The organism is uncultured Lutibacter sp. (genome assembly GCF_937891065.1).
GTDB lineage: Bacteria > Bacteroidota > Bacteroidia > Flavobacteriales > Flavobacteriaceae > Lutibacter.
Genome location: NZ_CALAEQ010000212.1, coordinates 1 through 18062, shown reverse-complemented (window position 1 = coordinate 18062; position 18062 = coordinate 1). Strand labels below are relative to the sequence as shown.

8 protein-coding genes are annotated in these 18062 nt (G+C 30.2%); 1 reads left to right on the top strand and 7 read right to left on the bottom strand.

Translation table 11 applies throughout. From position 1 onward, the window contains the following. The 5 genes from Q0352_RS11535 to Q0352_RS11515 all read right to left on the bottom strand — a co-directional run. A partial coding sequence (locus Q0352_RS11535) for a RagB/SusD family nutrient uptake outer membrane protein (RefSeq protein WP_299527641.1) occupies nucleotides 1-1416 on the bottom strand: 1416 nt, incomplete at its 3' end. A gap of 17 nt (nucleotides 1417-1433) precedes the next feature. Further along, nucleotides 1434-4532: a TonB-dependent receptor gene (locus tag Q0352_RS11530; protein ID WP_299527639.1), complete on the bottom strand. Its 3099-nt coding sequence runs from the start codon at nucleotides 4530-4532 to the stop codon at nucleotides 1434-1436. Nucleotides 4533-5495: 963 nt separating this feature from the next. Beyond that, nucleotides 5496-6320, bottom strand: a complete 825-nt coding sequence (locus tag Q0352_RS11525; RefSeq protein WP_299527637.1) for a family 16 glycosylhydrolase — start codon at nucleotides 6318-6320, stop codon at nucleotides 5496-5498. 64 nt (nucleotides 6321-6384) lie between these two features. Further along, nucleotides 6385-7092 (bottom strand): fibronectin type III domain-containing protein, encoded by a 708-nt coding sequence (locus tag Q0352_RS11520; protein ID WP_299527635.1) that lies wholly within the window; start codon nucleotides 7090-7092, stop codon nucleotides 6385-6387. A gap of 12 nt (nucleotides 7093-7104) precedes the next feature. Beyond that, entirely contained in the window at nucleotides 7105-10350 is a 3246-nt protein-coding gene (locus tag Q0352_RS11515) for a carbohydrate-binding protein (RefSeq protein ID WP_299527633.1), read from the bottom strand. Between the two features lie 292 nt (nucleotides 10351-10642). On the opposite strand from Q0352_RS11515, the gene Q0352_RS11510 reads away from it, so the two are divergent. Next, nucleotides 10643-13471 carry a triple tyrosine motif-containing protein gene (locus Q0352_RS11510; protein ID WP_299527631.1) on the top strand — a complete coding sequence of 943 codons (2829 nt, stop codon included), beginning with the start codon at nucleotides 10643-10645 and terminating at the stop codon, nucleotides 13469-13471. Nucleotides 13472-13657: 186 nt separating this feature from the next. Here Q0352_RS11510 and Q0352_RS11505 read toward each other — a convergent pair whose 3' ends face one another. Next, on the bottom strand, nucleotides 13658-16429 hold the full coding sequence (locus Q0352_RS11505) for a triple tyrosine motif-containing protein (protein WP_299527629.1): 2772 nt from the start codon (nucleotides 16427-16429) through the stop codon (nucleotides 13658-13660). A 102-nt stretch (nucleotides 16430-16531) separates the two neighbouring features. Beyond that, nucleotides 16532-18062: PIG-L family deacetylase (locus tag Q0352_RS11500; protein WP_299527627.1), on the bottom strand; the 1531-nt coding region annotated here is incomplete at its 5' end.

Below are 18062 nucleotides of genomic sequence, written 5' to 3'. Positions count from 1 at the left end.
TAAATTTGTTGCTAATAACCCATTTCTTCTTAAATCGAACCATCTATGACCTTCTCCAGCCAATTCAATTCTTCTCTCTGCTAAAATAGCACTCATACTTACTGTAATAGAAGGTAAACCAACTCTTGATCTAACTGCATCTAACAATGCTTGTGCTCTTGCTCCAGAACCTCCTAAAGCTTCTGCTTCTAGTAAATAAGTATCTGCCAATCTAATAGCATAACTATCTTGTCTATGGTTTAACCACATATCTCCAGCACCTGTATGTTCTTCTGATACTAATGGAGCATATTTATTTAAGAAATATCCCGTATTTAAATACCCTTTTTGATATGATACTTTACCTTGTTCCTCCAATGTTTTTAAATCTAAAATTGTAGCTTCAAAACGAGGATCATTTTTCATTAAATCATATAAACCTGGTAAAATTGGATTAAAACTCCAACCTGATGAATATGCAGGAACATTATCATTAATATCCAAATCTACGTACCCTCTTGGACCAACCATTGTGCATATCATATTTCCTTCGGCATCATCATTATATGCATTACCCCAACCTGCAAAACTTTCATTTGTATGAGAAATTTCAAAGATTGATTCTGAATTAAACTTATTATCAATAACCCATAAATCATCAAAATTATCTAATAATTTATAACCATACTGACTAGTAGCTCCAGGTGTACCATTCACTTCAGCAAATTGAGCTGCAGCTAAAGAGCCTTTTCCTTGTTCTAAATAAACCTTACCTAAAATAGCTTGTGCAGCTCCTTTAGTTAATCTTCCAAATTCATTTGAAGGAAGTGATCCAGGTAAACCAGGTATTGCTTCTAATAAATCTGCTTCAATTTGTGCATACGTAACGTCAGAAGTCACCTGAACTACGTCAAACATTTCAGAAGGATTTACTGGCTCAGTAAATAATGGAACGTTTTCGAACATTCTAACTAGTATAAAGTAGTAATATCCTCTTAACGCTTTAGACTCAGCCATAAACCTTGCTTTCAACGCATCATCCATAGGGATTTCTGGTAATTTTTGGATCATTAAATTAGCTCTATAAACACCTCTAAAATGATCAGTCCAAAATGAAGCTGGCATTTCAATAGCATTTAATGCATAATTTGAAATATTTTGTATTCCAATACCATCCGATGAATTACCTCCTCCTGCGTAAAAATCATCAGAACCGGCATTCATAAAAGTTACATTATTTTCAAATCCTCCAGAATTCTTTCTCACATAATCATATGCAGCAACAAGACCTGCGAATGCTTCATCTTGATTCGAATAATAATTATCTGTTAAGAAAGTTCCTTTAGGTTCAACATCCAAATAATCTTCCGAACACGATAAAACTGTTACCAATACTGCTATCGCCAGTAATGGAAACTTATATTTTTTTATATTCATAATATTTTTCATTTTTATTAAAATTGTAAATTAAGACCAAACATAAATGATCGAGCCTGTGGATAGAATCCTTTATCAATTCCCATGACACTACCACCAATTTCAGGATCATATCCTGTATATTCAGTTAATGTCAATAAATTTTCTCCTGTAACATAAACCCTCAATTTTTGAGCCCCTATTTTACTAACTAAATCTGAAGGTAATGTATACCCTAACTGAACTGTTTTAAACCTTATAAAATCTCCTTTTTCTAGATAATAATCTGAAAATCTACTAGTGTTTCCATTAGGATCTGAATTTGTTAATCTAGGGTTGCTATTTGTGCTTCCTTCTCCAGTCCATCTATCTAAAATTGATGTTTGGTAATTAGCGTTTGCTACATCTAACCTTCTTAACCCTTGGAAAATTTTATTTCCTGCAACTCCTTGAGTAAACATCATGAAATCAAAGGCTTTATATTTTAAGCTAAGTGTTAATCCAAATGTGTATTTTGGTAAAGGAGTACCTATAAATCCTCTATCTTCTTCTGTAATTGTACCATCACCATCTCTATCAACCCATTTAAAATCTCCAGGGACTGCATCTGGTTGAATTGGTGTTCCTGAAGCATTCACATAAGAACTTACTTCATTTGCATTTTGGAAAACACCATTAGTACTATACCCATAGAATGAATTAATTGATTCTCCTACTTGGATTCTTGTAACTGTTCCCATTGATTGAAATCCAGCCTCACCAGAAATAAATTCTTTACCATTTCCTAAAAAGGTTACTTCATTCTTTAGGTATGAAACATTTCCACTTGCTGAAAAATTAAATTCTCCAAAATCTTTTTTATAGCCTAATTCCAATTCAAGACCCGTATTTTTCATATCAGCAACATTTCCTATTGGGCTTCCTGAGGCACCAACATATCCTGGAAGATCAATGTATTGTAAAATACCAGTTGTTTCTTTAATATAGTAATCAAACGTAACATTTACATTATTGAATACTCTTGCTTCAAAACCAATATTAGTTTGTGAAGTTTCTTCCCATTTTAAATCAGGATTATCTGGTGCATTTGGACTGAATCCAGAAGTAATCACACCTCCATCTGAACCAAAAGTATAATTTCTTCCACCACCAATTAAGGCTAGATAACCAAAATTACCAATGGCATCATTACCAGTTACTCCATATCCACCTCTTACTTTCAACTTGTTTAAAATATCATTTTCTGGCCAAAAATCTTCATTTGTAACATTCCAACCTGCTGAAAATGATGGAAAAACACCAAATTTGTTGTTTTGTCCAAATCTTGATGAACCATCTCTACGAACAATTCCTGTAAATAAATACTTCTCATCATAGTTATAACTAACTCTAGAAAATAATGAAGTTACTTTATGCTCAGTTCCTGTCCAACTATAACCAACCTTTTGATCATCTGTAACCGGAAAGTTGAAACTTGCATCTTCTCTACTAGTTATTGGTAAGTTATAATATGTGATACCTACTTCACTTGAATCATCATCAATATAAACACCTTGTCCTACTAACACTGAAAAATCGTGCAAGCCAATTTCTTTAGTATAAGAAGCAGTATTTTCTAAATTCCAACCAAACCCTTTAGCTCTACTTCTTGATAATCTATTTTGTGTATTAACACTAGTAGCAGATAAATAATATTCAGGTGTAAAACCTTCATTACCCCAATAAGATAACTTACCACTTAAAGAAGATTTAACAACAAGTCCTTCAATAGGTGTAACTTCTATAAAAGCGTTAGCTACTATATCATCTGACCAACCATAGTTTCCTATTTGTCTTTGTATATCAGCTAATGGATTTGTCATTTCTTGTCCAACCCAATTAGAAATACCATAAGGATTTCCATTTGCATCTCTAAATACATTTTGAGTGCTATAAGGAGTTCCATTTGCTATAACTGGATCTGTAACTACAACAGGTGTAAGAGGATCTAAATTTATTGCTGAACTTAAAGGTCCACCAAATTCAGAGTTTGTGCCAATACCCATTGATCTTTTGTGAGCATATCCTAATGTTTGACCAACCTTAAATATGTCTGATATTTTATGAGTTGAATTTAATCGAATATTTTTTCTGTTGAACTGTGAAACTTCAGACATTACAATCCCTTCTTGATCACTAAGTCCAAATGATGCATAAAATGTAGATACATCATTACCTCCAGAAATACTAATTTCATGTGAAGTTCTCATGGCACTATCATTAAATATAACATCTTGCCAATCTGTTCCAACACCTAAAGCAGCAACATTTGGAAATAATACTGAACCTCCATCAGCAACTGATGCTTCATTTAATACAGCTCCGTATTCCGCTCCATTTAATAATGAAAGCTTTTTAGATGCAGAAGAAACTCCAGCAAAACCAGTATAACTAACATTTATTTTTCCTATTTTACCTTTTTTAGTTGTAACTAAAATTACACCACCTGCAGATCTTGCTCCATAAATAGCTAAGGAAGCCGCATCCTTTAAAACTTCTATTGAAGCAATATCAGACTGATTAAGAAAACCAATACCTCCTGCATCTACAACAACACCGTCAATTACCCATAAAGGGTTATTATTACCCAAAGTTGTAATACCACGTATTCTTACAGTTGAAGATGAACCTGGCTGACCAGCATCAGCAGCAATAGTTACACCTGATACTCTACCTTGTAGTGCTTGTTCAACTCGCTCTACTGGTAAACCTTCAAGATCTTTCGCTTTTACGCTTGAAATAGCTCCTGTTACAACACTCTTTTTTTGAGTTCCATAACCAACAACTACAACTTCATCTAAACTTTGAGTATTCTCTTTAAGTTCTACATTTAAAAACGAGTTATCACTAACTACAATTTCTTTATCTGTAAAACCAAGATAAGAAAACACAAGTGTTTCTCCTTTTTGAATCTCGGGAATAGTGAAATTCCCATCAAAATCTGAGGATGTACCTCTTACTGTGTTTTTTACAATAACAGAAACTCCTGGTAAAGGATTTCCGCTAACATCAGTAACGGCTCCTTTCATCTCATAAGTTTGCGAGTAGGAAATAATTCCTACGAAACTTATTAAAATTGATAAAATAAATGACTTCATATATTTGAGTTAAATTAATTTTCAATAAAATTATACTTAAAAGTTAAAGAAATCTTAAAAACAACCTATACAAAAAACATACAATCTAAAAATTAACAAATAATTTAGCATATTTATTAGGTAATTTAGCATTCTTTATCCTGAAATACCTAAGGAAACTAGAAGTGGGTTAAGGAACTAATAAAATATAATAAAATATAATAAAATTTAACTAAAACCTTATAGTAACCTTAATGTTGAGGTAATGTTGAGGTGTTTTTTAATACTGTAAAGTTAAATTAATTCTCTAAAACATACTCAACATAGCATTATTTAGTAAATTTAGCTATTTAAATATAAAATTCACTTTTAAATTTAAAATTAATAAAACTTTTGTGATCACATTGAATGAGTTCAGTTGTGTATTAAACGAATTATTTTTAAATCTAATTGAAAAACTTATAGCCAGCATATTATCAAACTGCCATTATTGCACAAAAAAATTAAGAATAGAGGTAGGTTTATGTGAAGTTAGTCCGTTTTAAAACTCCAAACTTGTCCTTTGGTCAGGTCATCTTTATCATATTTTACCACAACATTCTAAAAATAATTAGTGGATGCCGTTAAATTAACATTCACGGTTGTTTCAAGCTGATTTTATGATATAGAATCTGTTAGCGGATTAACCTATCCCTAAATATACGGTAATTCCATTAATAACACCAGAAATGACAGCATTATCAAAACCTAGAGGAAGCCTCCTAATACAACCATAAACTTATAAATATGGTATATGACTTATTCATTTTTTATTTTTATTACTTATCAGTAATATATTTGTAATTTCATTTCAAATTGAAATAATGATAGCTGTTAAATCCTACACGGGTACTCTAAAAAAACCCATTGTGCATTTTGAATAAAATTTTAGGTTTTAAAAAATAGTTATCTATCGGAAATCAAAATACATAACAACAAATATGGTTATTTTCGATATTCGTGTTTTACCCAATCTACTTCCATAACCCATTCGCCTTTCATTGGTGAATCTGTAATTTTGGCGAAATTTAAAATAGCAAACATTGGCTCAGGATATTTATCTCCCTCTCCAACATTACGATATACCTCCTTACCATCGAGACTATAAACGAGGTCACTACCTTCCCATTCTACAGAGTATTCGTGATATTCATTTAAGGTTGTCTTAATATTTGTACGTAAACTCCACCAATCTCCTTTATCACACTCTCCCAAGCTTTTAATAGCTCCTGTTGTAAAATGATCTTTATCTCCATCTCCATGATGTTCGAAAATATCAATTTCACCAGATCCTGTTAGAGGCCAACAAATATTTTCATCCTCTTCCTGCACAGGAGACTCATTATTTTGAGCTCCTAGTAGCCACCAAGCAGGAAACATACTTGCCTCACCACTACTCGACAATTTTAATTTTGCAGTCCATTTACCTTTGATAAATTCTTTTCTATTTTTTGAGACGATACGGCCAGCAACATACTCGGTATCTGGTTGTTGTTTCCCAAACTTATCTAAGTTGTCACTACTGCGTTTTTCATCAATCTTTACCACTTTTATTTTTAATGAACCATTACTTACTTCACGTGTTCCAAATTCTCCATTGGGTACATAACTTTGTTTTTCATTATTTACCCAAATCCTTTGATCTTGCCAATTTTCTGGATTAAAAGTATCAAAGTTGTCTAAAAAATCTACTTTCCAAACATCTGATGTTACTTCTTTAGTTGAATCTTGTTTTTCTTTTTCTTTCGTTTTACATGATAGTATGCTCATTGTTATTATCATAAAACTTAACAAATAGTAATTTACTTTTTTCATAGCGCTGTTTTAACAAATATTAATCGGTTATAAAATTCCAAACTTGACCGTTGGTTATTCCTCCATGGTTATCCTTTACTACAATTTTCCAATAATAATTTGTTGAAGCACTTAAATTAGTAACCTCAAAAGTTAATTCAGATTGATTTTCAGACACTTTTGAAATTGGTGGGTTTACGTTGTCTAAATAAACATCGTAAACTAAAGGATTATTATCTACATCACTAGCAGTCCAAGAAAGCATAGTAGATATAGTTTGAACAATTGAATGTAAATTTGGACCAACAAGTGCGGGTGAAAATGGTAAGTGATTTAACTCCCCATCTCCTTCTGTATAAAATTGAAAAACACTTGAATAATCACTCGATGCATTTTTACTATCTACTGCTTTTACCTTCCAATAATATGCGACTCCTTTTTCTAATGAAAGTTGTGTACTTGTTGAAGAAATATTATTTAATGTTTGTAAATTTTCGTTAAACTGATTGTTGGTAGCCACTTGTAGTTGATATGTTATAGCGTCCCCATCAGAATCTTCAGAGGCATTCCATTCAAATGTTAAGGTATTATCAATACAAAGTAAATTATTAATTGGTTTTATATTTGAGGGATTCGTTGGTTTATTATTTGTTGGTTCTGGATCTGGCGGACTAACATCATCTCCTCCTGATCCGCCACAAGACAATAAACTAAAACTTATTACTAATAGATATATTAAATTTTTCATTTTATAAACTTTTTATTCTTTAATTAACTTTAATGTAACAGGCTCATCTAAATACAACTTCATCAGATAAATACCGTTTGGATTATTTGACAAATTCATTAAAATTTTACCTGAATTAACATCATAGTCACCCTTTTTAACCAATTGACCAAAAACATTATAAACTTCAGCTTCTACCGTTCTAATATCACTAGGAATAGCAATCATAAATTCACCTTCTGAAGGGTTTGGATAGCTTGTAATTGTTTTAAATAAGTCGATTTTACTTTCTAATTTACCTTCACAGGCAATGGATGTTTTAACTTCTAATAAATCTCCGTGATTAACATCAATTTCAAAATTATTAAACATTGTTTCTAAAACTTCATTCCCATTAATAAAAACTATAAATGGTGCTGTCCCTTTTTCTATTTCTATTAAAGCCTTTTTCCCACTCACACTTGATTTTCCTGAAAATTCAAATCCTTCTGCTATCTCTAATGTAAAGCATTGTTCAAATTCTTCGCCATCAACTGTGATACACACATCATATGTTCCAGGTGTTATTCCTCCTAAGGTTATTCCAACTGTAAAAAATCTAGAGATTGATAAACCACCACCTATCAATGTCATTTTATAATTATGCGCTTCCTGAGTCGCGACTTCAATCTTTCCATTTTCTTTACCTGGACAACTTTCACCATAAGCTCCAATTGTAAAATTATCAATTGGTAAGGTAAATATTGCACAACCATTACTATCTACTGTTGCTCCTGCGTCAGTATTTGGACAATCATCATTCTCATTTAAAATTCCATCCCCATCACTATCGTCATTTCCTACTAATTCTTCAAATTTCATCCAATTCATATTAAATCCACCTGCCAGAATTTTTAAGCGAAGCCTATGAATACCTTGAGGAATATTTACAGTTCCTGAAACTGTTTGCCATGTTTGCCAACCACCAGTTTGTGGAGTTGTTATTTTAACTAATTCTGATTCATTTGATGATTCATCAACCAAATACAATCCTATTTCTCCTGCATCAAATCCTGCAAATCTAAAATCAACATTATAATTACTAGATGAACCTGAATAAATAATATAATCTGCATAATCTCCAGCATCCGTATAACCTATATTATGACCTCCTCCATCATCTTCAGTGGTCTCAACTCCTAAACCTTCCATATCAACATAATCTTCAACTTCTATTGTACCCGGAATAATAAATAATGGTGTAAGTGTATTTCTAATTTCTAAATTTGAAAATGGTTCTAAAGTTTTTCCACCTTCAGAATTTATTATTGTTCCATTATAACTCACTTCAATATTATCAGTATAAACTAAAGTTTTGTCCGTATTAATAACAATACTTCTATTATTATTTGAATCAAACGAAATAGAAGCAATAGATTCTTCAATTCCATTAACCACTAGTTCAAATAGGTCTTTAGAATTGCTTAATGAAGACTCTAACAGCGATTGATTTACTACTAGTTCTATTGAATTTGCAGTAACCGTATGTCCATTTAAAGCATTAAAATCTACAGATGAAATTTCTCCTGTTTTAGTAAACTCTATACTACTTAGGTTAAATTCACCTTCAGAATCAAATCTAAAAGTTAATACATGGGTTCCTTGTTCTAATAATATATCAATTACCTCAAAAGTGTCAAAAGTTTCCCAACCTCCTGTAGCATTTACAGTTTGAGTTGTTGTTACTTCTTCACCGTCAATAGCTAAGTGAAATTCTCCACCATTACTTTGCGCTGCTAAACGGACACCTGCTTTATACTTTCCTGTTTCATTTATTGCAACAGTATAGTTCATCCATTCGTCTTTTTTTACAAATCCAATATGATATCCATTGTTATTCACATTATCGTTACTCTTTTGAATATCTACAGCATCATTTCTATATACCCACCCATCATTCCAAGCTTGAAAAGAACCTGTTGATAGGCTATAATTTGCAAAGTCTTGATCATAATATGCTAATCCATTTTTACCTAAATCAAAATCAGACATATAAACTACTCCTGGAATTGTATGGGTACTATAAGGAATAGATGCATCCGTTGCAACCTGTCTTATCATAGCGTCAGGTACATCTTTTTGATGATCGCAATTTGTACTATTGGTATTGTTAGCCAATTCCATAATTGCTACAAAAGCATCATTTACTGAAGGCTTTGATGCATTTCCTTTCCAATACTCAAGAATGTTTTTATATCCATCCGTAAATTCTATTGAATATGGGCCAACAATGGTTTCTACTCTTTTCATTGGCCACCAAGACCAACCTATATTGTTATCTTCAAAAAGGGTTATCGCTTCTGTAAACCACACATTTGAATTTTCCCCAGCTTCACCCATCCATAATGGTACATTATGCTGTTCACGTAAATCTAGAACCCACTGTATGGAACCTACATCATTTTTACTCCAATATTTATGAAAACTATAGACCATATTGTCATCCCAAGTTGGAGTAAGACCTGTAAAGTTATTAGCCCAATCATGTCCTTCAATAAACAGTATATGATTTGTATCTACTTCGCGAATAGCATTGGTAATTTCTATATAAAACTGTTTTAATTGAGGACCAGTTACGTGGTCGCCATTAACTTCGTTTAATAAATCATAACCACCTATCCAAGGTTCATCTTTATATCTTTCAGCTAACTTTCTCCATAAAGCAACCGTTTTATTCTTATTTTCCTGACTTTGCCATAAAGATGGTTTGGTATCATCATAATCAGAAATTGCAGCATTTGTACCTTGACCGCCTGGAGCTGCATGCAAATCTAAAATTAAATACATATTGTTTGATTCACACCAATCCAATAAATTATCAACCATTGTAAAACCTTTATTTAACCAAGTATTTTCACCAGTAACAGGCTCATCTTCTATTGGAAGCGTAAATAAGTTGTAGTGCATTGGAAGACGAACACTATTAAAACCCCATTTTTCTAAAGAATCAATATCTTTTTTAGTAACATGATTTGATAACCAAGTATCAAAAAACTCGTCTGTTATATCTTCCCCAATTAAATCAACAAGTCTATTTCTAAACTCATGTTGTGTGTCTGCAACTTCACTTGATTGCATCATGTAACCTTCCATCAACATCCAACCACCTAAGCCCATACCTCTAAGCAGAACTTCTTCTCCTTGAGAATTTATGATTTTCTGCCCTTCCGTTTTAAGCCCTTGACCCCAACTAATTATAGTTCCAAATATTAAGGTTATTAGAAATATTTTAATTTTCATATTAAAGTATAAATGTTTCATAATTGTCGAAAATTTGTATAATTTAAAAATAGCTATCATTTATTAATAAAAAAAATCTACATCTTACATTTATCAAAAAATATCCAAGCCGAGTAATCATACAAAAGAACATAAAATTTCTGAATAATATTAAAATTTCAATACATTAAAAACTCACTATATAAATTTTTATAACTCATCAAAAACTTTCATTTAAAGATTAAATATACTTATAATCCCTTTATTTTCAATATTTTTACTAATTTCACAAAAAATTATTATTTCATCAAAAATGAAAAACATATTACGCATTATATTTTTTTTACTATTCCTATTTCAAGAGGTAAATTCACAAAATATGAAACCTTCTGTTATAAGAAATACTCCTTTAAAAGAGCATTTTGATTCTAACGATTACAAAGGAGGTATTCAAAATTGGGCTTTTGACCAGACCAGTGAAGGTATTTTATACATTGCGAATAATGAGGGGCTTTTAGAATTTGATGGAAGAGAATGGAATAAATATGAGGTACCATTTTCTACAAGATTAAGAGCTCTAAAAGTAGATAGTCAAGATAGAATTTTTGTTGGAGGTCAGGGGCAAATTGGATATTTCACCAAAACAAAAAATGACTTAATCTTTACATCTCTTTTAAAATATTTACCAAATGACAAACAAGATATTGCCGAAACTTGGAAAGTCCTCGAATTTGACGGAAAAATAATATTTAATACAGAAAGTGAATTATTTATTTTTGAAGACAACAATTTAAAGGCCATGACTTTACCTGGTTATTTACGTTTTGCATTTAATGTTGAAAATAGGTTCTTTGCTCAATTTTATGAAAAAGGCCTCTATGAAATTATAAATAATGAATTTATACATATTAAAGGAACTGAAATTGAATATGATATTATTGCAATTTTACCCAATAACAACGGATATTACTGCTTAACAAGGGAAGGAGAAATGCATTTGCTAAATGATAGCGGTTACACTCTTATTGACCTTAACGTAAACCTTGGAACAGTTAATGACGCTATAAAATTAAACTCTGGCGAATACGTTATTGGCACCCAAAGTAATGGAATTTTTATTTTTAATTCGAACCTCATTCTTAAAAATCATTTAACCAAAAAAGAAGGTCTATCCGATAGAACTGTAAAATCTCTATATGAAGATGACTTTCACAATTTATGGGTTGGTTTAAACAATGGAATTGATTACCTAAAAATAAACTTACCATTTTCATTAATCAATGAAGAAGTTGGTGTTGAAGGCACCGGATATGCTGCTATAAGATTTAACAATGAAATATATCTTGGAACTAACACTGGTGCATTCATTCAAAAAAAGGAACAGCATCTTTTAGAGGGCTACCCTTTTAAAATAATAGCGGAGAGCGAAGGGCAAGTTTACAATTTCTCTGAGGTTGAAAATAAACTTATTTTGAACCACGATCGTGGTGCCTTTGAATTAAAGGGCGAAAATCTAACTCAAATTCAAGATATTGGAAGTTGGAAATTTATGAATACCAAAATACCAAACCTTATAGTTGGCGGTGACTATAGAGGAATTTCACTTTTTAATAATGAAATTAATAACTGGTCAACAATTCAAAGAGTTGAAGCATTAGAAGAACAATCTTCAAGGATTATGGAATTTGAAAATGATTCAACACTATGGATGACACATGTTTCTAAAGGTGCTTTTAGAATTGAATTTAATTCAAACTTGAATATTCAAAAAAAGATACAGAAATTTGGAAAAAATGATGGTCTACCATCTAATATCATGATAGATGTTTATTCATTGAATGATAACTTAGTTTTTACAACAGAAAAAGGTATTTACGATTTTAATTTAAACTCTCATACTTTTAGTCCAAATAAATATTTCAACAAATGGCTTGGAACAGAATATGTAAGTACCATGATTTCCAATAGGAATAATTCTATTTATTATATTCAGAATAAAAAATTCGGAAATTTAATTCAAAAAGGTTTTGGTACTTTTGAAAATAAAATCCATATTTTTAAACATATCAATAAATTTATAAGCGATGATTTAGCAAATATCTCAATACTTGATAAAAACAATGTCCTTATTGGAGCTAAAGAAGGCTTTATTAATTATACTCCTAATAAAAAGCTATACATAAATAAAAACTTTCAAGTATTACTTAGAAAAGTTGAAACACAATCTTCAACTGATTCCATTAACACGTACAATCCTTCTTATGTAGACAACATTGAAATTACTGAGACAAGCTCAATAAAATTTCACTATGCAGCGCCTTATTTTGATGGATTTAAAGATTTAAAATACAGCTATAGACTTTTACCACTAGATGAAAATTGGTCTAAATGGTCAAGCTCAGGTGAAAAAGAATTTACCCATTTACCTTTTGGAGAATATACCTTAGAAATAAAAGCTCAGAATATTTACGAATTAGAAAGCAATATCTCAACCTTCTCTTTTGAAGTTTTAACACCTTGGTATTTTTCAAACTGGGCTAAAATGTGTTATTTAATTATAACGATCATTTCTTTAACATTGATTCCCCTTATTCAGCAAAAAAAATATAGAAAAGAAAAATCTATTATCTACAAGAATAAAGACGAAGAAATAAAAATAAAAGATAAAGAAATTAATAAATTAGAGAATGAAAAACTTAAATCAGAAATTAACCTTAAAAATGATCAGCTGACAACAATCACTATGCATTTGGTTAAAAACAATGATTTTATTCAGGATGTTCAAAATAAAATTATTTCATCTCTTGATCAGATTGATTCAAAAAAAGAATTGAAGAACATAATTAAAACTATTGATAAAGAGCTTTCGAACAATGATTCATGGGATCAATTCGCATACCATTTTGATCAGGTTCACGGTAATTATTTAAAAAAACTCTCTGATAATAACATAAAACTGTCTCCTCGAGAAATTAAACTAGCCGCATTTTTAAGAATGAATATGAGTTCTAAAGAAATCTCTAAAATGTTAAATATTACATCACGTGGAGTAGAACTTGCTAGATATAGATTAAGAAAAAAATTAAACCTAAAAAGAACACAAAATTTAGTTGAATATTTAATAGATTTAGATAATTCTTAGTTTTTTTTATGTGTTCAATTTTGACTTCTAATTAATATCATAAATTAACCATTTAAATCAATAAAATTGCCATATTTAAAACCGAGATAGGGCATAAATAAGAAAAAATAGTTGTTAGAATTTCTATTTAATAGCTGTAATACATTAAAAAATGTAAAAATGTTAAGGTTAAATTAAATTTTAAAATTATATTTCTAAAATATATTCCACAAGGCTCATTTCGTGAGCCAATTCCATTTTTTTACGCAATCTGTATCGTTTTATCTCTACACTTCGCGGTGAAATATTTAATAATGGGGCTATTTCTTTAGATGACAAGTTTAGTCGCAAATAAGCACACAATCTTAAATCGTTTGGAGTTAAAGAAGCGTGAAGATTTTTTATCTTTTTTATAAAATTCCTATCTGCATTATTAAAAGCTTCTTTAAATAGTTCCCAATCATTAGTGTTAGAAAGATTTTTATTTATAATTTTAAGAACTGGTTTCACGTGACTTTCATCTTTAATTGCCGTTAGTTCTTCTTTAATAGTATTTAAAATTTCATTCTTTTTAATAATACTCATTGTTGAAGTACCTAATTCTCTTGATTTACTTTGAATATCATTTTGTAATTTTTCATTTTTTAATTTCATAATTTCCTGCTCATTTTCTAATTGAGCTATGGCAAATACACGTTGCTTTTTTTCAACTAGCTTTTGCTTTTGCTTATTATAATAACGTTTATAAAATAAATGAATAGTAAATAATAATACACCTAATAAAATTAAATAAATAAACAACATTTGGTTTGATAAAGCCAAAGGTCTTTTTATTGTAAATGAAAATGTAGCTGTATTCTTTGATAATTCACTACCAATTTTAGCTCTAACATTAAATGTATAATCACCCCAAGGGAGGTTTTTAAATGATATTTCAGAATTTTCTGACCAACCACTCCATTCATCATATATTCCCTTTAGTTGATATTGGTAATTTACTTGGTCAAATTTATCAAACTCAGGTACACTATAATTTAAATACAAGTTGTTTTCCTCATATTTAAATTCGCTGCTTGTTTTTACATTAATAAATTCCTTTTCATTATTTATGATACTTTTTTCAATTGAATTGATGGTAATCTCATAATCTTTCTCAACTAATTTATTTAAATCTAACAGAATATAACCTTTTGAAGATCCCAATAAATAAATTTGGTCATTTAAGTGTGTAATATTTTCATAACCTAAAATAAATTTTCTTAATGAGGCTGGCAAAGATATTTTAGTAATAATTAAATCATTGTTCAATTTTGCCGGCTTGAAATAAACAATATTTTTATCGGTAAAACCCCATAAGGTATTTTCTTTATTGTCTGCAATTAATTTTCCAGAAACATAGTCATCGTGTGCGAAAAAATTTAAACTTAATAAAGAATCCTTCAAAAACCTTTTCTGAAGCTCTTCATATTTGTAGATACCTTTTTCAGAAGTATATAACAATTGACTATCATATGTAATTAAACTTGCTACTGGTTCTTTTTGTACACTTTCTTCAATTGTATAATCGAGTATTTTGGTAAAATCATTATTAATCTGAAGTTTAAAAACGCCCTTCCATTCATGACTTACAAAAATATTCAAATCCGAATCAAACCCAAAATACCTACTTGAAATATCAAAACCTTCAATTTTATTTCTGAATTTCCATTTATTATTTATTTTTTCAATAACATTTAAGCCATTATAATGCCCTTGTAATAACAAATTATTGTTGTTTTTTATTGGTAAAATATCCCATGTACCCATTGCATTAGCAATTAAGTTTGCTTTATTAGTGTCATCAACAACAAAAGTCCCTAAATTATGTCCACAAAATAACGTGTTGTCGAAAACTTTTAAACACCACACTTGCCCAAAGGTTCCCTCTATAAATTGAAAATCATCAGAATTACTTTTTTTGTAAAATAGCCCTTGATTGGTTCCTATGTATAAATTGTTATTAAATTTTATTGCTGCATAAACTGAGCCTAATTTCCCATCTAAATCATTAAAAACACTAAATGGAGAATTGAAGTTAACCATACTTATACCATTGTCTAATCCAAGCCACAGATTTTGCTCTTTATCTTCAAACATTGATAAAATGGTATTGTTACTTAGTCCTTCTTTTTGACTTATTTGGAGAATTATTTCACCTTTTTCATTCAATTGATAGATACCATTTCTGATTGTTCCTAATACAAAATTTCCATTTCTTAATCTTAAACTACTAAATACGCTAACAGATGAGATTATTTTATTTGCTGGAATATCCCATTTTAAAAGGCTTTTACCCTCCAAAAAATAAAATCCTTTTTCTTGAGTTTGAAATAAAACTTTTTTATCTATTGAAAAAATATTGACTAAAATATTGTCTTTCAATATGGGATTGTCTGATATTAATATCGGCTTTCCGTTTTCAATTTTAAAAATTCCTTGTTCAAATTTTTGAAAATAAATACTATCATCAACTTTAAAAACTTTCGGCAAATGGGTTTCCGATTTTATGATGCTAAATGATTTTTCTTCAGTATTATAAATATATATACGATGTAAGGATTGAAACAATATCCATTTATCAAATGAAATTATATTCCAAATATGTTCATCTTCAAGAAGCGGTTCATTTAATTCATGAATTAACGAGTAATATTCCAAATTACCCATTTCATTTCTCTCCCAGAAACCAAACTCTCTAAAACAACCTGTATATATTTTATTCCCAATAACATTAACTGTTCTTATTGATGTATTATTAGGAGATGGATATAATTTCCATTTGGCACCATTAAATTCTAATAAACCACTGTTATTAGCAACATATATATACATTTCATTTCCCTGAGAAATAGACCAATTCTGGTTTTCAGCACCATATAGTTGAGGTGAAAAATTTTCAATAGGTGGTAATTCTTGTGCTTCTAAAAGTACAGAAGCCAAAAATAACAGGGTTAAGAATATTTTTTTAATCAATTTCAATTATAAAAAGTATTATTATTACAATAATACAACTTTTATTTAGCAAAAAATTGAGTTATCAAATTAATAATGCCATCTTACAAATGCTTCCATTGCAGCATAATCGGCTAATCCTAAATTATTATATTTCTTAGCAGTTTTGGTATTTCTATCCTCGGCACGCATCCAAAACTCTCTTATATCATTGCCTTGAAACATAACACCATCTTTTTGAGATTGATGAAAGAAAATTGCTTTTCGTTTTTTCAATACCTGATCTGGACTCATTGGGACTACCATATCAATTTCATGAATATCCCATTCTTGCCAAGCTCCTCTGTATAGCCACAACCAACAATCATTCATAAATGGCTTTGGTTTTAAAATTTTTAATGCTTCAAACAAGGAATTTAAACTAACTCTATGTGTTCCATGCGGATCGGCCAAATCACCTGCTGCATAAATTTGATGTGGTTTAATTTTCTCAATTATATCACACATTATCGCAACATCTTCGTCTCCTAGTGGATTTTTCTTAATACTACCCGTTTCATAAAATGGTAAATTTAAAAAATGAACATTCTCATCAGGAACTCCTAAATATCGGGTTGCTGCTAATGACTCCATCTGCCTTATTACTCCTTTTAATTTCCTAACCTCAACACTATCAATTGCATTGTCTTTCTTCGTTTTTATTTGATCAATAATTCCAGAAATAAAACTATCATCTATGCTACATTTCATTATTTTTGAAACTTCCGCGAATTTTAAAGCTTCATAGTCTGAAACTGCTATATTTCCTGAAGTTTGATATGCAATATGCACTTCATGTCCTTGACTAACCAATCTATCAAAAGTACCACCCATTGAAATTACATCATCATCAGGATGTGGACTAAAAATTAAGACTCTTTTTTTAATTGGATTTGCTCTTTCAGGTCTAGAAGTATCATCAGCATTAGGTTTACCTCCTGGCCAACCTGTTATTGTATGCTGAACTTTATTAAACATTTTAATATTTAAATTGTATGACGAACCAACTTCTACTAATAAACTAGACATTCCATTGTCATTATAATCTTCATCAATTAATTTTAAAATTGATTTTCCTGTTTTTTGACATAACCAAATAATTGCTTTACTACTCAATTTTTCATCCCACACACAAGGTCCCACCAACCAAGGTGTGTTTATTCTTGTTAGCTCTGAAGCTGCTTCAATATCAAGAATAAATGTTGTGTTATTGTGATGTTGTAAATAAGTTGCTGGTACTTTAGACGAAATTTCACCTTCAATAGTCTTTTTAACAATTGAAGATTTGTTTTGTCCCCAAGCTAATAAAATAATTCTTTTTGCTTTTCTAACAGTTTTTATACCCATTGTAATGGCCTTTTTAGGCACATTATCAATACCTAAAAACGAAGGAGCCGCATCAGATTTTGTAATATAATCTAAAATAATACTTCTGGTTTCTGAATTAAAATGTGAGCCAGGTTCATTAAATCCAATATGTCCAGTTCTACCTATACCTAATAATTGCAAGTCAATTCCACCACTTTCATCAATTGCTTTTTCATAATCTATACAATATTGATGTAATTCATCAGCAGTAACT

What these genes read in the sequence shown, in the direction of transcription:
- Q0352_RS11520 (WP_299527635.1), bottom strand. Translation starts at nt 7,092, where the DNA reads ATGAAAAATTTAATATATCTATTAGTAATAAGTTTTAGTTTATTGTCT.
- Q0352_RS11525 (WP_299527637.1), bottom strand. Translation starts at nt 6,320, where the DNA reads ATGAGCATACTATCATGTAAAACGAAAGAAAAAGAAAAACAAGATTCA.
- Q0352_RS11510 (WP_299527631.1), top strand. Translation starts at nt 10,643, where the DNA reads ATGAAAAACATATTACGCATTATATTTTTTTTACTATTCCTATTTCAA.
- Q0352_RS11530 (WP_299527639.1), bottom strand. Translation starts at nt 4,532, where the DNA reads ATGAAGTCATTTATTTTATCAATTTTAATAAGTTTCGTAGGAATTATT.
- Q0352_RS11515 (WP_299527633.1), bottom strand. Translation starts at nt 10,350, where the DNA reads ATGAAAATTAAAATATTTCTAATAACCTTAATATTTGGAACTATAATT.